The organism is Prochlorococcus marinus CUG1416 (assembly GCF_017695965.1).
GTDB lineage: Bacteria > Cyanobacteriota > Cyanobacteriia > PCC-6307 > Cyanobiaceae > Prochlorococcus_A.
Genome location: NZ_JAAORM010000005.1, coordinates 25,145 through 40,370 on the forward strand (window position 1 = coordinate 25,145; position 15,226 = coordinate 40,370).

Sequence of the window (15,226 nt, forward strand, 5' to 3'; positions counted from 1 at the left end):
GAGAAAATTGAAATACATTACTGTGCTCGGTTCTACCGGTTCAATTGGGACTCAAACTCTCGAAATAGCTAGTGAGCAGCCTGATAAGTTTAAAGCCGTAGCTCTTTCGGCAGGAAGAAATATTAATTTATTAACTGAACAAGTTAAAACACATAAACCAGAAGTAGTTGCGATTGAGGATGAAAATCTTATAGAAGATTTAAAAGATAATATTAATAACTTAGATTTGGATAGTGCTCCCTTGGTTTTAAGTGGAAAGGAGGGGATTAACTCAGTTGCAGCATGGGATAAGGCAGATACTGTGGTTACAGGGATAGTAGGATGTGCAGGATTAATTCCAACAATGTCAGCAATTAATGCGGGTAAAAATATTGCACTTGCCAACAAAGAAACTTTAATTGCGGCAGGGCCAATTGTTATTCCTGCATTAAAGAAAAATAATAGTAGGCTTTTACCTGCAGATTCAGAACACTCTGCTATCTTTCAATGTTTACAAGGATTACCCAATTATGAAAATGCAGATTTTTCAACAGGAGAGATACCTAAAGGTTTAAAAGCTATACATTTAACAGCTTCTGGTGGTGCTTTCAGAGATTGGGCCGTTGAGGATTTAAAGCATGTCACAGTGGAAGATGCAACTTCACATCCTAATTGGGATATGGGGAAAAAAATAACTGTAGATTCTGCAACTCTTATGAATAAAGGATTAGAAGTTATAGAAGCTCATTATTTATTTGGGACCTCTTACGAAAATATCGAAATAGTTATCCACCCTCAAAGTATTATTCATTCAATGATTGAGATGGAAGATTCTTCAGTATTAGCTCAATTAGGTTGGCCAGATATGAAACTACCTATTTTATATGCGATGAGTTGGCCTGAAAGATTTAAAACAAATTGGAAAAGATTAAACCTAAGTGAAATTGGAAAATTAACTTTTAAAGAGCCAGACGAGTTTAAATATCCATGCATGGGACTTGCCTATGCCGCAGGAAAATCTTCTGGGACTATGCCTGCAGTCTTAAATGCTGCTAATGAAATGGCTGTTGAACAATTCCTTAAAGAAAAAATTTCTTTTCAAGAAATTCCAACCTTTATAAGTAAAGCTTGTGAATCACATATGGAGAATTTGAATTTGAGTCCCGAATTGGAGGATATTCTTGAAGTAGACAATTGGGCCAGACTTTTTGTTGAGCAAGAAATTAAAAAAGGGAAAAAATACGTAAGTATTGGATAAAAGTGAATATTAAAAAGCACCTTCTACTATGCGCAACACCCACAAAACAAAAATGCTTTAAAGGCAATGAAGGTCAAAAAACATGGGAATGTCTGAAAAAGACTTTAAAAAAATTTGAGAATGATCCCTCTACAAAAAACGTTCATATATTAAGATCAAAGGCTGACTGTTTAAGGATATGTAAAAACGGCCCAATTCTTCTTGTTTGGCCAGATGGTATTTGGTACGAGAAAGTTTCTCCAGAAAAAATTTCAGAAATTTTTACCTCACATATTATTAACGACAAGCCAATAGAAAAATGGATTTTAAAAAAAACACCGTTTTTAAATAGTCCTAGATACTTATAAACCAGTTCTTTACGACTTCGTCTGACCAGCAGCCATTAATCGAGTGAAAACCATTATGGCCTCCTTTTTCAGTTATGAGAATAGTAAATTTATCAATAAGTTCTTTTCTTAAATTCAAAGTATCCTTATATGGAACCCAAGGATCATCCTTGGCATGAATAAAAAGCATTTTAGGTAATTTTTTTATTGAGTTTTGGACTCTAAATATTGGAGAAGCTTTAAAATAATAATCTTCTAAAGAATCAAATCCCCAAGTAGGAGCTGTAAATTTCTGATCAAATTCCCTTATGCTTTTTAAACTTCTAATTTTTTTTCTTAATTTCTCGTTATTAAGAAGTTTTCCTTCATCATTAAGTCCGTCCCATAACTGATTTTTTAAGCGGTGAAGTAACCATTTTTGATAGATATAATTTCTAGATTTTTCAATACAGAGACTGCATGATGATAAATCTAAAGGGCTACTCACGCAGGCCAGGCCATCTAAAAGTTTTTCTCCTTTGTTTTCATCGTAATCTAAGCAGGCATTTAAAAGAATTGTTCCCCCTAAAGATAATCCAACTCCGTAAATTGGAAGATTATTCATCTTAATGAGATCTTTAAACTCTAAATTAATCAATTTTTTAAAACAATTAATTACTGAAATAACATCACTGGAGCATCTAGCACAATAATTTCCTTTAGCCAAATATCTTGCAGACCCAGATCCTCTTAGATTTAATTTAAGAACTCCAAAACCATTATTTGCTAATTTCCTAGAGATTCTTCTTAACCCAAACCGTTTAGTTGATCCCCCTAACCCATGGGTAACTATAACAAAACCCCTAAGAGAGCTTAATTTTTCAGGAAATTCTAAAAGTCCTAGAAGATAATCATATTCAAATTTTTCAGGAATAATTTTATTAATAGGAAAGAATATTTTTTTATTTTTTTTTGATTTACCAAAATCAATAACAAAAGTATCTCTCAAAGTTTGTAAGTCACCTCCTATCCAAGGTAATACTTCTCGAAATGGCTTATTTTTTAAGTAATCTGAAAACCTTGAAGATTTACTATTATTTCTCTCCAACTCCAAGATCCTTTAATTCTCCAATTAGATCATTTAATACCTTCTTTGCATCGCCAAAGACCATAGAAGTATTAGGCAGATCAAATAAATCATTTTTTATTCCGGAGTAACCTGCACTCATACCTCTTTTAATTACAAACACCGTTCTTGCTTCCTGCACATCAAGAACAGGCATGCCATATAGAGGAGAAGAGGTGTCATTTTTAGCTTGAGGATTAACCACATCATTTGCTCCTAAAACTAAAACAACATCCGTTGCTGGAAAATCAGGATTTACAACGTCCATCTCTTTAAGTTGTTCGTAAGGAACATCTGCTTCTGCTAAAAGTACATTCATATGTCCAGGCATCCTCCCTGCTACAGGATGTATTGCATAAACAACTTCAATACCATTTTGTTCTAGTTTTTTTGTCACTTCCCGTAAAGTATGTTGAGCCTGAGCTACCGCGAGACCATAACCAGGAACAATTATTACCTTGTTTGCTGCTTCTAAAGTCAAGGCACATTCTTCAACACTGCAAGAAGTTATATTTGTATATTCTCCTGAACCAGAAGAGGCTGTACTTTGTGCCGATAAGGATCCTCCAAAAAGAACTGAGACCAATGATCTATTCATACCCTTGCACATTACTTGAGTAAGTATTAGACCTGCCGCTCCAACCATTGCGCCTGCTACTATTAAAAGCTGACTATCTACAACGAAACCTGCCGCCGCTGCTGCAATCCCTGAATAACTATTTAATAAAGATATAACTACTGGCATATCGGCTCCACCAATGGGCAAAGTAACTCCAATACCTAATAAAGAAGAAACTATAACTAAAAGCCAAATAGAACTTGTATTGCCGTTTATCAAATCAAAAAAGGCTATCAAGGAAGCAACTGCAAAAACAATATTTACAAAATGTCTAACTTTGCTCTGAGTCCATCCTGGAGTTGACAACCAACCCTGCAACTTTGCCATTGCAACAATTGAACCTGTAAAAGTTATTGCACCAACAAATATAGAAACAGATATTGAAACTTCGTTAATCAGTGACTTAAAAATATCAAAATTTTCTTGGCCACCAGATATAGGAAAAATAGCTACTCCCAAGGCCACTAAAAGTGATGACATTCCTCCACAACCATTGAACAATGCCACTGTCTCAGGCATTGAGGTCATAGGTACTTTTTTTGCAAGTATTGCTCCGAATAAACTACCTATGATTGATCCAATTATTATCCAAATCCAAGACTGAATAGCAATTCCAGAAGTACCCAAATAATAAGAAAGTAATCCTACTACTGATAGCGACATTGCAAATGCAGCTAATCTATTGGCATCCCTTGCTGATTTAACTTTTGACAATCCTTTTATTCCCAAAGCCAGTAAAAGTACTGCTAGAAGGTCAATAACGAATTTAATGATTACAGGTAGATTCATGTTAAAAATTACTTCTTATTTGATGGTTTACGACTAAACATCGCGAGCATTCGATCAGTTACAAAGAAACCGCCTACAACGTTAAAAAGAGCAAATCCAAGAGAAACTGAACCAATGATTAAAAGTGGTACGTTACCTTCTGCTTTTACAATTAAAGTTAATGCTGCCAGCATTGTTATTCCTGAAATTGCATTTGCTCCGCTCATTAGAGGTGTGTGAAGAGTAGGAGGAACTTTTCCAATTAACTCGAGGCCTAATAAACTGCCAAGTAAAAGAACCCAAAGAAGACTTATAAAAGACATAATTTTAAAACCTCAATTTTCAAAAACTTTATTTTGAAGAACAACTCCTTCATCGCTTAATAAACATCCAGAAATGAGTTCATCCTCTTTATCTAGTTTAATTACACCATCTTTTATAAAAGGTGTAATCAAAGATGTTAAGTTCTTAGCATAAAGTGAACTTGCATCATAAGGAACTGATGAGGGTAATTCTCCCGCTCCTATAAGTTTTACTCCATCTTTGATAATAGTTTCATTTGATTTTGTTCCTTCGCAGTTACCTCCTTGAGAAACTGCCAAATCAATCACTACTGCACCAGGCCTCATTTTTTCAATTATTGGAGAGTCTATTAAAACAGGAGCCTTTTTACCTAGAACTTGCGCCGTACAAATAGCAACATCAGCTTCAGATAAATATTTAGTTAAAGTAGCCTTCTGTTTTGTAAGGAATTCAGGAGTTACGGCCTTTGCATAACCTCCTGCCTCTCCTGGTTTTTCGTCAACTTTAGGAAGTTCTATAAATCTTGCGCCTAGGGACTCTACTTGTTCTTTAACAGCAGGTCTTATATCTGATACAAAAACTATTGCGCCAAGTCTTTTTGCTGTAGCAACTGCCTGCAATCCTGCAACTCCTCCACCTAGAACAACTACTTTGGCAGGTTGGACTGTGCCTGCTGCAGTCATAAGCATGGGGAAATATCTATCTAATTCACTTGCAGCTAAAAGAACTGCTTTATATCCGGCTATATTGGCCTGCGAAGAGAGAACATCAGAAGATTGAGCCCTACTAATTCTCGGAAGCAACTCTAATGATAAAGCTGAAATCTTATTACTATTTATAATCCTAAGAAGCTCTTTATTACCATATGGGTTAAGAAGACCAAGAAGAACAGAACCTTTCTTTAATTTATTTAAATTATCTTCAGATGGAGTTTGAACACAAAATACTATGTCCGCTTCACCCCAAATGTTTTGATCTAAGTCACTGATTATTATGCCACCGGACTTTTCATATAATAAGTCACTAAATCCTGATAATTTCCCTGCTGAACTTTCAATATAAACATCACATCCAAGACTTTTTAATTTCTTTACTGCTTCTGGAGTAGCTGAAACTCTCCTTTCACCAGAGGTTGTTTCGGAAGGAATAAGTATCTTTGTCAATTTATTTATTTTTTTAACATATTAAATATAAATTGAAGAAAGTCAAAAGTCTTAGATTTTTGTTAAAAATATATTTTCTTTTCTAGAAAAAATAGCTATGTAGAATATATAGGTACTAAATAATCCAATGAGTATAAAAGCAATCGAATGCCCTGACGGAGTATGTCACAGCCATCATGGTGGTCATGCTGTTCCAAGGCAAGCTATGCAGAAAAATCTAGAAAAGCATGGTAAAGACTGGTGTGAGAAATTAGCAGAGAGAATTTATGAAATGTCAGTTGATACTTATTCACAGACAGTTATGCCCAGTCTCCACTCGGCAGGTTGGCAAAGAAGACATTTAGATTGGGAATTTAAGCTAGCAGAAAATGATTCTGAACCTGATGAAGCTCTTGTTGAAGGAATTATCAATGCCACAGAAAGCTTTCTAAGGAGTAGTGAGGTGCATCGATTATTTATTCAGGAATTAGTCCAGGGTACATTTGAGGAAGCAAATGACAAAAAAATAATTTCCAAAGCAATAAAATCTATCATTGAAGAAGAAGTTGTTAGTTCACTAAGGGAAAAGAAAGAAACTCTTTTAAAGAAAATATCCGCAAAATTAATTTCAGAAGAAAAAGTTAGCGAGGAACTTGCAATAAATTCAGCTAAAGAGGGTTTTGAGGAAGTTGAAAGGTTACTTGCCAATCACAGCGAGGCAGTTTAATCTTATTTCTTTATATTTTCTTTATAATCTTGCCAAAAATTAGCTCAAATATAAATTAAAGATTAAATTATTGTTTTGAAGTACAAAGTTGTAACTTATTAGACATTAAATACATTACTTCATGTGTTTATCTATAAACAACTTTTAAGTATCAATGGAAAATTTCATTAGAAAAAGGATCGATATCGCAACCTGTTGGGCTACCAACAGAATTTCTGCAATGGATACTCTAGAAAGATATGAAGACAGTTATGCAATCGCAGAAGAATTTAGAGAGTGGATACTACATATTGGAGAAAAGAACGAAAATTTAAAAGATTCTGTTTTAAACTTACCAAAAGAATTAAAACAATTATTAGACCAAAAAGTAAACGATTAAATAATAAATCGATCGCGTGAAATCCGACCTACATTATTTGGGTTTGTTTATTATTATTAGTAGTGAAATTAGTTAATAAATGGAAAATAAAGAAACAATTTCAAACGTAGAAAATGTTGTAATTATAGGTTCAGGCCCTGCAGGTTATACAGCTGCAATATATGCAGCAAGAGCAAATCTTCAACCTTTACTCGTAACAGGATTTAATTCTGGTGGAATTCCTGGTGGACAATTAATGACTACAACATTCGTTGAAAATTATCCAGGTTTCCCTGATGGAGTACTAGGTCCTGAATTAATGGATCTAATGAAGGCTCAAGCAGAAAGGTGGGGTACGAATTTATACGAAAGTGATGTTGTCTCAATTAATACTGATTTACATCCCTTTGAATTAAAAACTTTAGAAGGGACTATAAAAACTAACTCAATTATTATTGCTACTGGAGCAAGTGCAAATAGATTAGGCGTGATAAATGAAGATAAATTCTGGAGTAAGGGAATAAGTGCTTGTGCAATTTGTGATGGAGCCACCCCACAATTCAGAGACGAAGAATTAGCTGTGATAGGAGGAGGGGACTCTGCATGCGAAGAAGCAGCATATCTCACAAAGTATGGCAGCAAAGTACATTTGATTGTTAGATCAGAAAAATTAAGGGCTAGCGCAGCAATGGTTGACAGAGTAAACGCTAATCCAAAGATAGAAATCCACTGGAATACAAAAGTAGAGAAAGCTAATGGTTCTGAATGGCTTGAGAAAATAGAAACTAATCACTCTCAAGAAGGTAAAGGGGAAATCAATATAAAGGGTCTTTTTTACGCTATAGGGCACACACCAAATACAAAGTTCTTAGGCAACAAAATTGATTTAGATAAAAAAGGATATATTGCTTGCAAATCAGGACGACCAGAGACATCTATTGAAGGCATTTTCGCAGCAGGTGACGTTGTTGATTCAGAGTGGAGACAAGGAGTTACCGCTGCAGGGACAGGATGCATGGCAGCATTAGCTACTGAAAGGTGGCTAGCCGAAAAAAACTTAGCAAAAACTATAGTCAGAGAAACACCTGAACCAGAAAAAACATTAAATTCCTCAGATTTTAATGAAGAGGAAGTTAATCAAGCGACCTTCGATTCAAATTCAGAATGGCAAAAAGGTAGTTATGCATTAAGAAAACTTTATCACGAGAGTAAAAAACCTATCTTAGTTATTTTTAGTTCCCCAAGCTGCGGGCCATGTCATGTTTTAAAACCTCAGTTAAAAAGAATAATCAAAGAACTAGATGGTGCTGTGCTCGGTGTAGAAATAGATATTGATAAAGATCAAGATATCGCAAAACAAGCTGGTATTAACGGAACACCAACAGTTCAACTTTTTAAAGAAAAATTATTAAAACAACAATGGCAAGGTGTTAAACAAAGAAGTGAGTTTAAAGAAGCGATAAAAAATCTTATCTAAAATAAATTTTTACTTATTATTCCTCTTAGGATTATTTTTATTAGTTGTAGGTCTTGCACCACCTCCTGCATTCCTTTCTCGATAAGTTATCCTCCCTCTTGAGAGATCATAAGGACTTATCTCAACTAAAACTTTGTCTCCAGCTAATAATTTAATTCTAAATTTAGTTAATTTACCTGCAGCTCTGCACAAACACTGATGACCTTCAGGTTGCTCTAAAGTAACCAAATAAAAACCATTTCCCTGTTCCTTTTCTATTACACCTGAAGTTTCAATCATTAAATAATTATTTTCTTAATTTATTTTATCAGAAAAAGTTTGGCCAAAATTGATTCAATAAAAATTACTCAATTAAAAAAAGGAATTTAAATTAAATTGAAAATTTTATTTCATTAATTATTTGAAGTTGTCCATAGTAAAAATTAGCTTTCGCAATTTTCTCAGAATCTTTTAATTGATCAAAAAACACAAAGCCAAGGGTTTCCCATAACGAAGAACCGCAGACATTATTCAATTCATTTTTTGCTTCTTTTGCAAAATTATCTAGTTTTCGTTCAAGATTTTTAGATTTAGAAACAGACATAATAAATTAAATTTATAGTACAAGTATACTACATAATTCTACGAGTGCAATATTAAAAGGGTAATCTCTTTTTTTCCTCAATATTTAGATCTGCTTCCATTTCTCTTAATCTTTTAAGTATTTGTTGGTAGTAATCCTTGATATAAATCTCTAGTGATGTCATATCTTCTTTTTTAAGATCCAATATTTCGTAGGTTTTACTCATATCAGCATCTAATGATTCTCCACTACTGGTTACTTCAGCAAATGCCAATCTTTCAGCAACATTCAAAGAATCCTCGAAAAAAGATACAACTTTTTGCGTGATGGTGATAAGAAAAGGTGAAACCCTAAATACCTTTGCTTTTTTTTCACTAAATTTCTCACACAATGAGATCACTTCATCAGAGTTCCAAGAGGAGGGGCCCACTAATGGCAATGAAGTTCTATACGTTTTTGGATTATTTACTGACGCAACAATAACTTTTGCCATATCTTGTGTATTCATATAAGCAATTTTTGTTGGAGTCCCACTAATCCATACTGCTTGACTATCTAATATTGGGATAGCAAATTGACCTATAACTCCTTGCATAAAAGCTGCACATTTGAAGATTGTATATTCTAGATCCGATTTTTCAAGAAGTTTTTCTGTACAAAACTTAATATCCATTAATGGAACATTCCTAAATTTCTCAGTTAGTAGTATTGAGAGGAATATTACCCTTTTTACATTTAAAGATTCACAAGCATTGAATAAGTTAAGTTTTCCATCCCAATCTATTTCATAAATACTTTTAGGATCATCAGGTCTACTAGTTGCTGCATCAATAACTACTTCGATATCTTGCAATGCATACTCAATATCGGAAGAATTTAATAAATTACCTTGTGTTAATTCACATCCCCACTCTTGTAGAAAAGAAGCTTTTTTTGGGTTTCTAACAAGGCATCTCACTTCATTTCCATCTTCTATAGCTTGCTTTGCTATTTGCCTTCCAAGAGTTCCTGTTGCTCCTACTAAAAGAATCTTCATATTTAAGATTTACTTAACTTGTAGACAATAACTCACTTTGTTATGTATTCGTGAGAATTAATCTCCCTGAAACTTTAATAATAATGCACCACCAATCAATCCTATTGGTATCAGTATCCAAAAAACTGCCGCAATACTAAAAATTTCTTTAGCCATAGTAAAATTTAATGATTACTATAATTTACATTCAATATACATTTATTTGTTAAAAAAGTAGATAATGCAAATAACTTGAAAATTTTGAATAATATGAATACCAATTTTAAAGAAGAAAATATTAACAAACCTTATTACTGGAATTGGAATGGGTTTAAGATTTGTTGGAGTGTTATAGGCGAAGATAATGAAATTCCAATTATCTTCCTCCATGGATTTGGTGCTAGTCGAAAACATTGGAGAAATAATTTAGAGTATTTTGCAAGAAGGAATTGTGCCTCCTATTCTTTGGATTTAATAGGATTTGGCGATTCGGATCAACCTGGGATAAAAGAAATTGGAAGATTAAATAATGAGATTTGGGGTAATCAAGTTAAAGACTTTATTGCACAAGTTATAAGACCAAAGAATTCTGGCAAAGTCATTCTTATTGGCAATTCCCTTGGAGCATTAGTGGCTTTAACCTGCGCTGTTTCATTAGAAGACCAAATTGCAACAGTTATTGCATCACCTCTTCCAGATCAATTTCAGGAAAACAAAAAGAAAATAACAATTAAACCATTTTTAAAAAAATTCATAGATAGATTCATAGCAATATTTTTTATATTGCTTCCTTTAGAGATTATTTTATTTTTAATAACCAAATCAGGGGTTATTAGACTAGGTCTTAATTCTGCATATTTCAAAAAAGATAATATTGATCGCGAACTAATAGAAATAGTAACAAGGCCAGTTCTAAGGAAAACTTCAGCTAGATCATTAAGAGCAATGTGTATTGGAATGTCTTCAAGAGATCAAAAATTACAAGCCTCTTACCTTTTAACAAAACTTAGCGCTTCAAAAAAAGTTCCTTTTTTATTAATTTGGGGAGATAAAGATAATTTCATACCTTTGTTTCTTGGTAAAAAGATTGCAAATTTACATAGATGGGTAAAATTAAAAATAGTATCCAATTTAGGGCATTGCATACATGATGAAGATCCTTCAGTATTCAATAAAATCTCTTATGAATGGATTAAAGATTTAAAAACCTTTTAAAATTAAAATATGAAACATACATTATCAGTTCTTGTAGAAGACGAATCTGGAGCATTGAGTAGAATCTCAGGCCTCTTTGCTAGAAGGGGATTCAATATAGATAGCCTCGCAGTTGGTCCTGCAGAATCCAAAGGGATTTCAAGGTTAACAATGGTCGTAGAAGGTGATGATGAAACTCTTCAACAAATGACGAAGCAACTTAATAAGTTATTTAATGTTTTGGGAGTTGTTGATTTTACTAATCTCGCAGCTGTTGAGAGGGAATTAATGTTACTAAAAGTTTCCTCTAAAGAAGATACCCGAAGCAACATCTTAGATTTAGTTCAGATTTTCCGTGCAAAAGTTGTTGACGTTTCAGATATTGCTTTAACGCTAGAAGTGGTTGGAGATCCTGGGAAGTTAGTTGCTTTAGAGAAATTACTAGAACCTTACGGCATTCTTGAAATAGCAAGAACTGGCAAGGTAGCTCTAAAACGCTCTTCAGGAGTTAATACAGAAATGTTAAAAGTCAACAAATATTCTCTAGAAATTTAATTAGATATCTGGACTTCCTTGATATAGTCTTCTTTCTTAATTCTTTCAAGTACATCTATTCCTTTTATAATTCTTCCAAAGATTGAATATCTTCCGTCTAGTTCTGGAATCTTATTAGTTACAAAAAAAAATTCAGTAGAGGAAGACTTATTCTTACCGCTCTTAACCATAGCGAGTGAACCATTCTCAAAAGTATTAATTAATTTTTTAGATTCATACGGAGTTTTTATTTCATAGTTATATCTTGGCTTGATTTCTTCTTTAAATTTTATTTCTAAAGGTATTGAAGGACTGGTCTTATTTAAGGTTTGATTTCTTTCAGCATAAAATTGATTTCCTGGATTAATACCACCGTGAATAAACTTTATTTGGGGATAATTTATTATTTTATAAAATTTTTGATTTCTATAAATATTATTATCTATATTTTCTAGAAAGTTAGATACAGTTACTGGGTTATCTTTACCAAATAATTTAACCTCAATGTCACCTTGTGAAGTTTTAAAGTGAATTATTTTATTATTTTGTGTACAACTAAATTTAAGTTTTTGACAAAAAGAATTTGAATCAATCTCATTTTTAAAACTACAAGCTGTCGCAAAAAATAAAACCTGAATGAAAGATATTGCTTTTAAAAAATTATTTTTTTTTATTTTAAACCCTCCAAATTAACATTTAAAAATTTAGCTAGCCGAGCCCCTTCTTCTTCAACCTGAAGAAGTGGTTTAAGTTCACCTGCTCCGCTAAGAGGAAGAGGTTTTTTTCTCCCTTTGAGTACCAAAGCAATCCTTCTTCTAGGATTGAATCCCTCACTAATATCCAACTTAACTGATTTAATTTCATCGAAATTGAATTTAACTTCAATATCTTTAAATAAGCCTTTTCTTTTTATTTCTACAGATTTTGATGATTTATCAAAAGAATTAATGCCTGAACCAAAGTTAATATAAACCATATACCATAAATAGAAATTTAATAGATTAGCTATCAAACCATAAGCTCCCATTATTATTCCTTGAGGTATAAACAATAAAGTTGAAGGGTTTCCTAAGGGTAATAAATCCCTTCCTATGTAGCTAGATATTGAGGCCAAAAGGAAACCAATACCGCCAATCGTAAGCATTCCACCGATGATGTAATTCGAAATTTTTCTTGATCCGCCAATTTTTTGTTCGATTTTATCGAAAGATGTGAGTTCTGAATTCATTTTTATCTTTTTTTAGAGCGTAATTCAGATAATTTAACAAACTAAGGGAGTATTCTTACCTAATTTTTAATAAAAAAGTCAGGAAAGCTTTACAACGCATTTCAGATATACATATATTTCCCCACATTACTCTCAATCTTTGTTAAAGTCACTCCGTATCCCGAAGCTAAAAACGATTCTCATGACGATCGCAGTTGGTAGCGCCCCACAAAGAGGATGGTTTGATGTCCTCGATGATTGGTTGAAGCGCGACCGCTTTGTATTTATTGGTTGGTCCGGACTACTTCTACTTCCTTGCGCATATCTTGCGATAGGAGGTTGGTTCGTCGGAACAACATTTGTTACCTCTTGGTACACACACGGAGTTGCAAGCTCATACCTAGAAGGTTGCAACTTCCTAACAGCAGCTGTAAGTACCCCTGGAGATGCCATGGGTCACAGTCTTCTTTTATTATGGGGTCCAGAAGCCCAAGGTAGTTTTGTAAGATGGCTACAACTTGGTGGTCTTTGGAACTTCGTTGCATTACATGGAGTATTTGGCCTTATAGGTTTTATGCTTCGTCAGTTTGAAATTGCTGGCCTTGTTGGAATTAGACCATACAACGCTTTAGCTTTCTCAGCAGTAATTGCAGTATTCACAAGTATTTTCCTTATTTATCCTTTAGGACAGCATAGTTGGTTCTTCGCACCTTCATTTGGTGTTGCAGCAATCTTCCGTTATATTCTGTTCATTCAAGGTTTTCATAATATCACTCTTAATCCTTTCCATATGATGGGAGTAGCTGGGATTCTTGGAGGTGCTCTACTTTGCGCTATCCATGGGGCTACAGTACAAAACACATTATATGAAGATACAAGTATCTATACAGATGGCAAGGTTCAAAGTTCAACATTTAGAGCTTTTGACCCAACACAAGAAGAAGAAACCTATTCAATGATTACAGCGAATAGATTCTGGAGTCAAATCTTTGGTATTGCTTTCTCTAACAAGCGTTTCTTACACTTCTTGATGCTTTTTGTACCTGTTATGGGTATGTGGACATCTTCAATTGGTATTGTCGGCTTAGCACTAAACTTGAGAGCTTATGATTTTGTAAGCCAAGAGATCCGTGCAGCAGAAGATCCAGAATTTGAAACTTTCTATACAAAGAATATACTTTTGAACGAAGGTATGCGAGCATGGATGTCTTCTGTGGATCAACCACACGAAAATTTTGTATTCCCTGAGGAGGTTCTTCCACGTGGAAACGCCCTTTAATAATTTATTAAGAGCTCCAAACCAAAGTATTGAAGAAACTGGTTATGCCTGGTATGTAGGCAACGCTAGACTAATCAATTTATCTGGACGTTTATTAGGAGCTCACATCGCTCACGCTGGACTTATAGTCTTCTGGGCAGGTGCAATGATGCTCTTTGAGGTTAATCATTTTACTTTTGATAAACCAATGTGGGAGCAAGCCCTAATCTGTATGCCGCATGTTGCTATGTTTGGCTATGGGATAGGTCCTGGTGGCGAAGTTACAGATATCATGCCTTTTTTCCAAGTAGGTGTGGTTCATTTAATAGCTTCTGCAGTCCTTGGATTTGGTGGAATTTACCACTCTTTAGCTGGTCCAGAAAAGCTTGAGCAAGATTTTCCTTTCTTCTCAACTGATTGGAGAGATAAAAATCAGATGACCAACATTCTTGGTTATCATTTAATAGTCCTAGGTATAGGTTCATTAGCTTGGTCAGTAAACTGGTGTTTTATTGGTGGAGCATATGATACTTGGGCACCTGGTGGCGGAGAAGTACGACTTATTAATCCAACTTTGGATCCAAGGGTAATTTTTGGTTATCTATTTAGATCTCCATGGGGAGGTGCTGGTTCTCTAATCGGTGTTAACTCAATTGAAGATATCGTTGGTGGCCACGTTTATGTTGGTGTAATAGAAATACTTGGAGGTCTATTCCATGTCTTTACAAAACCATTTGGATGGGCAAGAAGAGCATTCATTTGGAACGGTGAAGGTCTACTAAGTTATGCTCTTGGTGGAATTTGTGTAGCAAGTTTTATTGCATCCACATTCATCTGGTTTAACAATACTGCTTACCCATCAGAGTTTTACGGTCCTACAAATGCTGAAGCTTCACAGGCCCAAAGCTTTACTTTCCTTGTGAGAGATCAAAGAATTGGAGCTAACGTAGGTACAACAATGGGACCAACAGGTTTAGGTAAGTATCTCATGAGATCTCCTACAGGTGAAATTATATTTGGTGGTGAAACAATGAGATTTTGGGATTTCAGAGGACCATGGTTAGAGCCTCTTAGAGGACCTAATGGATTGAGCCTTGAGAAAATTCAAAATGATATTCAGCCTTGGCAAGTTAGAAGAGCTGCTGAATATATGACTCATGCTCCTAACGCTTCTATCAACTCAGTTGGTGGAATCATTACAGAGCCTAATGCTGTTAACTTTGTTAACCTAAGACAATGGTTAGCTGCAGCCCAATTCTTCCTAGGATGGTTTACATTTATTGGTCACCTTTGGCATGCTGGACGTGCCAGAGCAGCCGCTGCTGGTTTCGAAAAAGGAATTGACAGAAAGAGTGAGCCCGCTTTAGAAATGCCTGATTTAGATTAATCTCTAA

The 15,226-nt window shown here is 34.3% G+C and carries 19 protein-coding genes; 9 read left to right on the forward strand and 10 right to left on the reverse strand.

Translation table 11 applies throughout. From position 1 onward, the window contains the following. Positions 1-7: 7 nt before the first annotated feature. Both HA146_RS06350 and HA146_RS06355 read left to right on the forward strand, forming a co-directional pair. Positions 8-1,237, forward strand: a complete 1,230-nt coding sequence (locus HA146_RS06350; protein ID WP_209108736.1) for a 1-deoxy-D-xylulose-5-phosphate reductoisomerase — start codon at positions 8-10, stop codon at positions 1,235-1,237. 2 nt (positions 1,238-1,239) lie between these two features. Continuing rightward, complete coding sequence (locus tag HA146_RS06355; RefSeq protein ID WP_209108737.1) at positions 1,240-1,584, forward strand: (2Fe-2S) ferredoxin domain-containing protein; 345 nt, start codon at positions 1,240-1,242, stop codon at positions 1,582-1,584. Here HA146_RS06355 and HA146_RS06360 read toward each other — a convergent pair. From HA146_RS06360 to HA146_RS06375, 4 genes are read right to left on the reverse strand one after another with little or no spacing between them, the layout of a single operon-like run. Next, complete coding sequence (locus HA146_RS06360; protein ID WP_209108738.1) at positions 1,571-2,656, reverse strand: alpha/beta fold hydrolase; 1,086 nt, start codon at positions 2,654-2,656, stop codon at positions 1,571-1,573. The two genes, HA146_RS06355 and HA146_RS06360, sit on opposite strands and share 14 nt — an antisense overlap. Beyond that, entirely contained in the window at positions 2,637-4,076 is a 1,440-nt protein-coding gene (locus HA146_RS06365) for an NAD(P)(+) transhydrogenase (Re/Si-specific) subunit beta (RefSeq protein ID WP_209108739.1), read from the reverse strand. The genes HA146_RS06360 and HA146_RS06365 overlap by 20 nt, the downstream gene beginning before the upstream one ends. Before the next feature lie 8 nt (positions 4,077-4,084). Continuing rightward, positions 4,085-4,378, reverse strand: a complete 294-nt coding sequence (locus tag HA146_RS06370) for an NAD(P) transhydrogenase subunit alpha (protein ID WP_011863273.1) — start codon at positions 4,376-4,378, stop codon at positions 4,085-4,087. A gap of 12 nt (positions 4,379-4,390) precedes the next feature. Next, positions 4,391-5,521 (reverse strand): NAD(P) transhydrogenase subunit alpha, encoded by a 1,131-nt coding sequence (locus HA146_RS06375; protein WP_209108740.1) that lies wholly within the window; start codon positions 5,519-5,521, stop codon positions 4,391-4,393. A 127-nt stretch (positions 5,522-5,648) separates the two neighbouring features. On the opposite strand from HA146_RS06375, the gene HA146_RS06380 reads away from it, so the two are divergent. The 3 genes from HA146_RS06380 (at position 5,649) to trxB (ending at position 8,062) form a co-directional block, all read left to right on the forward strand. Then, positions 5,649-6,227, forward strand: a complete 579-nt coding sequence (locus tag HA146_RS06380; RefSeq protein WP_209108741.1) for an EF-1 guanine nucleotide exchange domain-containing protein — start codon at positions 5,649-5,651, stop codon at positions 6,225-6,227. A 154-nt stretch (positions 6,228-6,381) separates the two neighbouring features. Continuing rightward, positions 6,382-6,606 carry a hypothetical protein gene (locus tag HA146_RS06385; RefSeq protein ID WP_209108742.1) on the forward strand — a complete coding sequence of 75 codons (225 nt, stop codon included), beginning with the start codon at positions 6,382-6,384 and terminating at the stop codon, positions 6,604-6,606. A 79-nt stretch (positions 6,607-6,685) separates the two neighbouring features. Further along, the gene (trxB, locus tag HA146_RS06390; RefSeq protein WP_209108743.1) at positions 6,686-8,062 is read left to right on the forward strand and encodes a thioredoxin-disulfide reductase; all 1,377 of its coding nucleotides are present in this window, start codon (positions 6,686-6,688) and stop codon (positions 8,060-8,062) included. Positions 8,063-8,071: 9 nt separating this feature from the next. On the opposite strand, the gene infA is transcribed toward trxB, so the two are convergent. From infA to petM, 4 genes are all read right to left on the reverse strand, one after another. Continuing rightward, entirely contained in the window at positions 8,072-8,341 is a 270-nt protein-coding gene (gene infA, locus HA146_RS06395) for a translation initiation factor IF-1 (RefSeq protein WP_012008027.1), read from the reverse strand. A gap of 91 nt (positions 8,342-8,432) precedes the next feature. After that, a complete protein-coding gene (locus HA146_RS06400) occupies positions 8,433-8,645 on the reverse strand; it encodes a hypothetical protein (protein WP_209108744.1) in 213 nt (70 codons plus the stop codon). Between the two features lie 52 nt (positions 8,646-8,697). Continuing rightward, the gene (locus HA146_RS06405; protein ID WP_209108745.1) at positions 8,698-9,660 is read right to left on the reverse strand and encodes an NAD(P)H-binding protein; all 963 of its coding nucleotides are present in this window, start codon (positions 9,658-9,660) and stop codon (positions 8,698-8,700) included. Positions 9,661-9,717: 57 nt separating this feature from the next. Further along, positions 9,718-9,816, reverse strand: coding sequence for a cytochrome b6-f complex subunit PetM (gene petM / locus HA146_RS06410; RefSeq protein ID WP_209108746.1), 99 nt, complete (start codon positions 9,814-9,816; stop codon positions 9,718-9,720). 93 nt (positions 9,817-9,909) lie between these two features. Here petM and HA146_RS06415 point away from each other — a divergent pair, with 93 nt between their 5' ends. After that, positions 9,910-10,854, forward strand: a complete 945-nt coding sequence (locus HA146_RS06415) for an alpha/beta fold hydrolase (RefSeq protein ID WP_209108747.1) — start codon at positions 9,910-9,912, stop codon at positions 10,852-10,854. 9 nt (positions 10,855-10,863) lie between these two features. Next, complete coding sequence (ilvN, locus tag HA146_RS06420) at positions 10,864-11,388, forward strand: acetolactate synthase small subunit (RefSeq protein ID WP_209108748.1); 525 nt, start codon at positions 10,864-10,866, stop codon at positions 11,386-11,388. Here the strand turns inward: ilvN and HA146_RS06425 are convergent. Both HA146_RS06425 and HA146_RS06430 read right to left on the reverse strand, forming a co-directional pair. Further along, positions 11,385-12,041, reverse strand: coding sequence for a peptidylprolyl isomerase (locus HA146_RS06425; RefSeq protein ID WP_348535295.1), 657 nt, complete (start codon positions 12,039-12,041; stop codon positions 11,385-11,387). The two genes, ilvN and HA146_RS06425, sit on opposite strands and share 4 nt — an antisense overlap. Further along, entirely contained in the window at positions 12,038-12,595 is a 558-nt protein-coding gene (locus tag HA146_RS06430) for a photosystem I assembly protein Ycf4 (RefSeq protein ID WP_209108749.1), read from the reverse strand. Before HA146_RS06430 ends, HA146_RS06425 begins: the two co-directional genes overlap by 4 nt. Before the next feature lie 181 nt (positions 12,596-12,776). Between HA146_RS06430 and psbD the strand changes: the two genes are divergently transcribed. Together psbD and psbC are read left to right on the forward strand one after the other, a co-directional pair. Beyond that, positions 12,777-13,853 carry a photosystem II D2 protein (photosystem q(a) protein) gene (gene psbD / locus HA146_RS06435; protein WP_209108750.1) on the forward strand — a complete coding sequence of 359 codons (1,077 nt, stop codon included), beginning with the start codon at positions 12,777-12,779 and terminating at the stop codon, positions 13,851-13,853. Further along, positions 13,837-15,219, forward strand: coding sequence for a photosystem II reaction center protein CP43 (psbC, locus tag HA146_RS06440; protein WP_209108751.1), 1,383 nt, complete (start codon positions 13,837-13,839; stop codon positions 15,217-15,219). The genes psbD and psbC overlap by 17 nt, the downstream gene beginning before the upstream one ends. Positions 15,220-15,226 lie beyond the last annotated feature (7 nt).

What these genes read in the sequence shown, in the direction of transcription:
- infA (WP_012008027.1), bottom strand. Translation starts at nt 8,341, where the DNA reads ATGATTGAAACTTCAGGTGTAATAGAAAAGGAACAGGGAAATGGTTTT.
- HA146_RS06370 (WP_011863273.1), bottom strand. Translation starts at nt 4,378, where the DNA reads ATGTCTTTTATAAGTCTTCTTTGGGTTCTTTTACTTGGCAGTTTATTA.
- HA146_RS06385 (WP_209108742.1), top strand. Translation starts at nt 6,382, where the DNA reads ATGGAAAATTTCATTAGAAAAAGGATCGATATCGCAACCTGTTGGGCT.
- HA146_RS06400 (WP_209108744.1), bottom strand. Translation starts at nt 8,645, where the DNA reads ATGTCTGTTTCTAAATCTAAAAATCTTGAACGAAAACTAGATAATTTT.
- HA146_RS06415 (WP_209108747.1), top strand. Translation starts at nt 9,910, where the DNA reads ATGAATACCAATTTTAAAGAAGAAAATATTAACAAACCTTATTACTGG.
- ilvN (WP_209108748.1), top strand. Translation starts at nt 10,864, where the DNA reads ATGAAACATACATTATCAGTTCTTGTAGAAGACGAATCTGGAGCATTG.
- psbD (WP_209108750.1), top strand. Translation starts at nt 12,777, where the DNA reads ATGACGATCGCAGTTGGTAGCGCCCCACAAAGAGGATGGTTTGATGTC.
- HA146_RS06430 (WP_209108749.1), bottom strand. Translation starts at nt 12,595, where the DNA reads ATGAATTCAGAACTCACATCTTTCGATAAAATCGAACAAAAAATTGGC.
- HA146_RS06405 (WP_209108745.1), bottom strand. Translation starts at nt 9,660, where the DNA reads ATGAAGATTCTTTTAGTAGGAGCAACAGGAACTCTTGGAAGGCAAATA.
- HA146_RS06380 (WP_209108741.1), top strand. Translation starts at nt 5,649, where the DNA reads ATGAGTATAAAAGCAATCGAATGCCCTGACGGAGTATGTCACAGCCAT.
- HA146_RS06365 (WP_209108739.1), bottom strand. Translation starts at nt 4,076, where the DNA reads ATGAATCTACCTGTAATCATTAAATTCGTTATTGACCTTCTAGCAGTA.
- trxB (WP_209108743.1), top strand. Translation starts at nt 6,686, where the DNA reads ATGGAAAATAAAGAAACAATTTCAAACGTAGAAAATGTTGTAATTATA.
- petM (WP_209108746.1), bottom strand. Translation starts at nt 9,816, where the DNA reads ATGGCTAAAGAAATTTTTAGTATTGCGGCAGTTTTTTGGATACTGATA.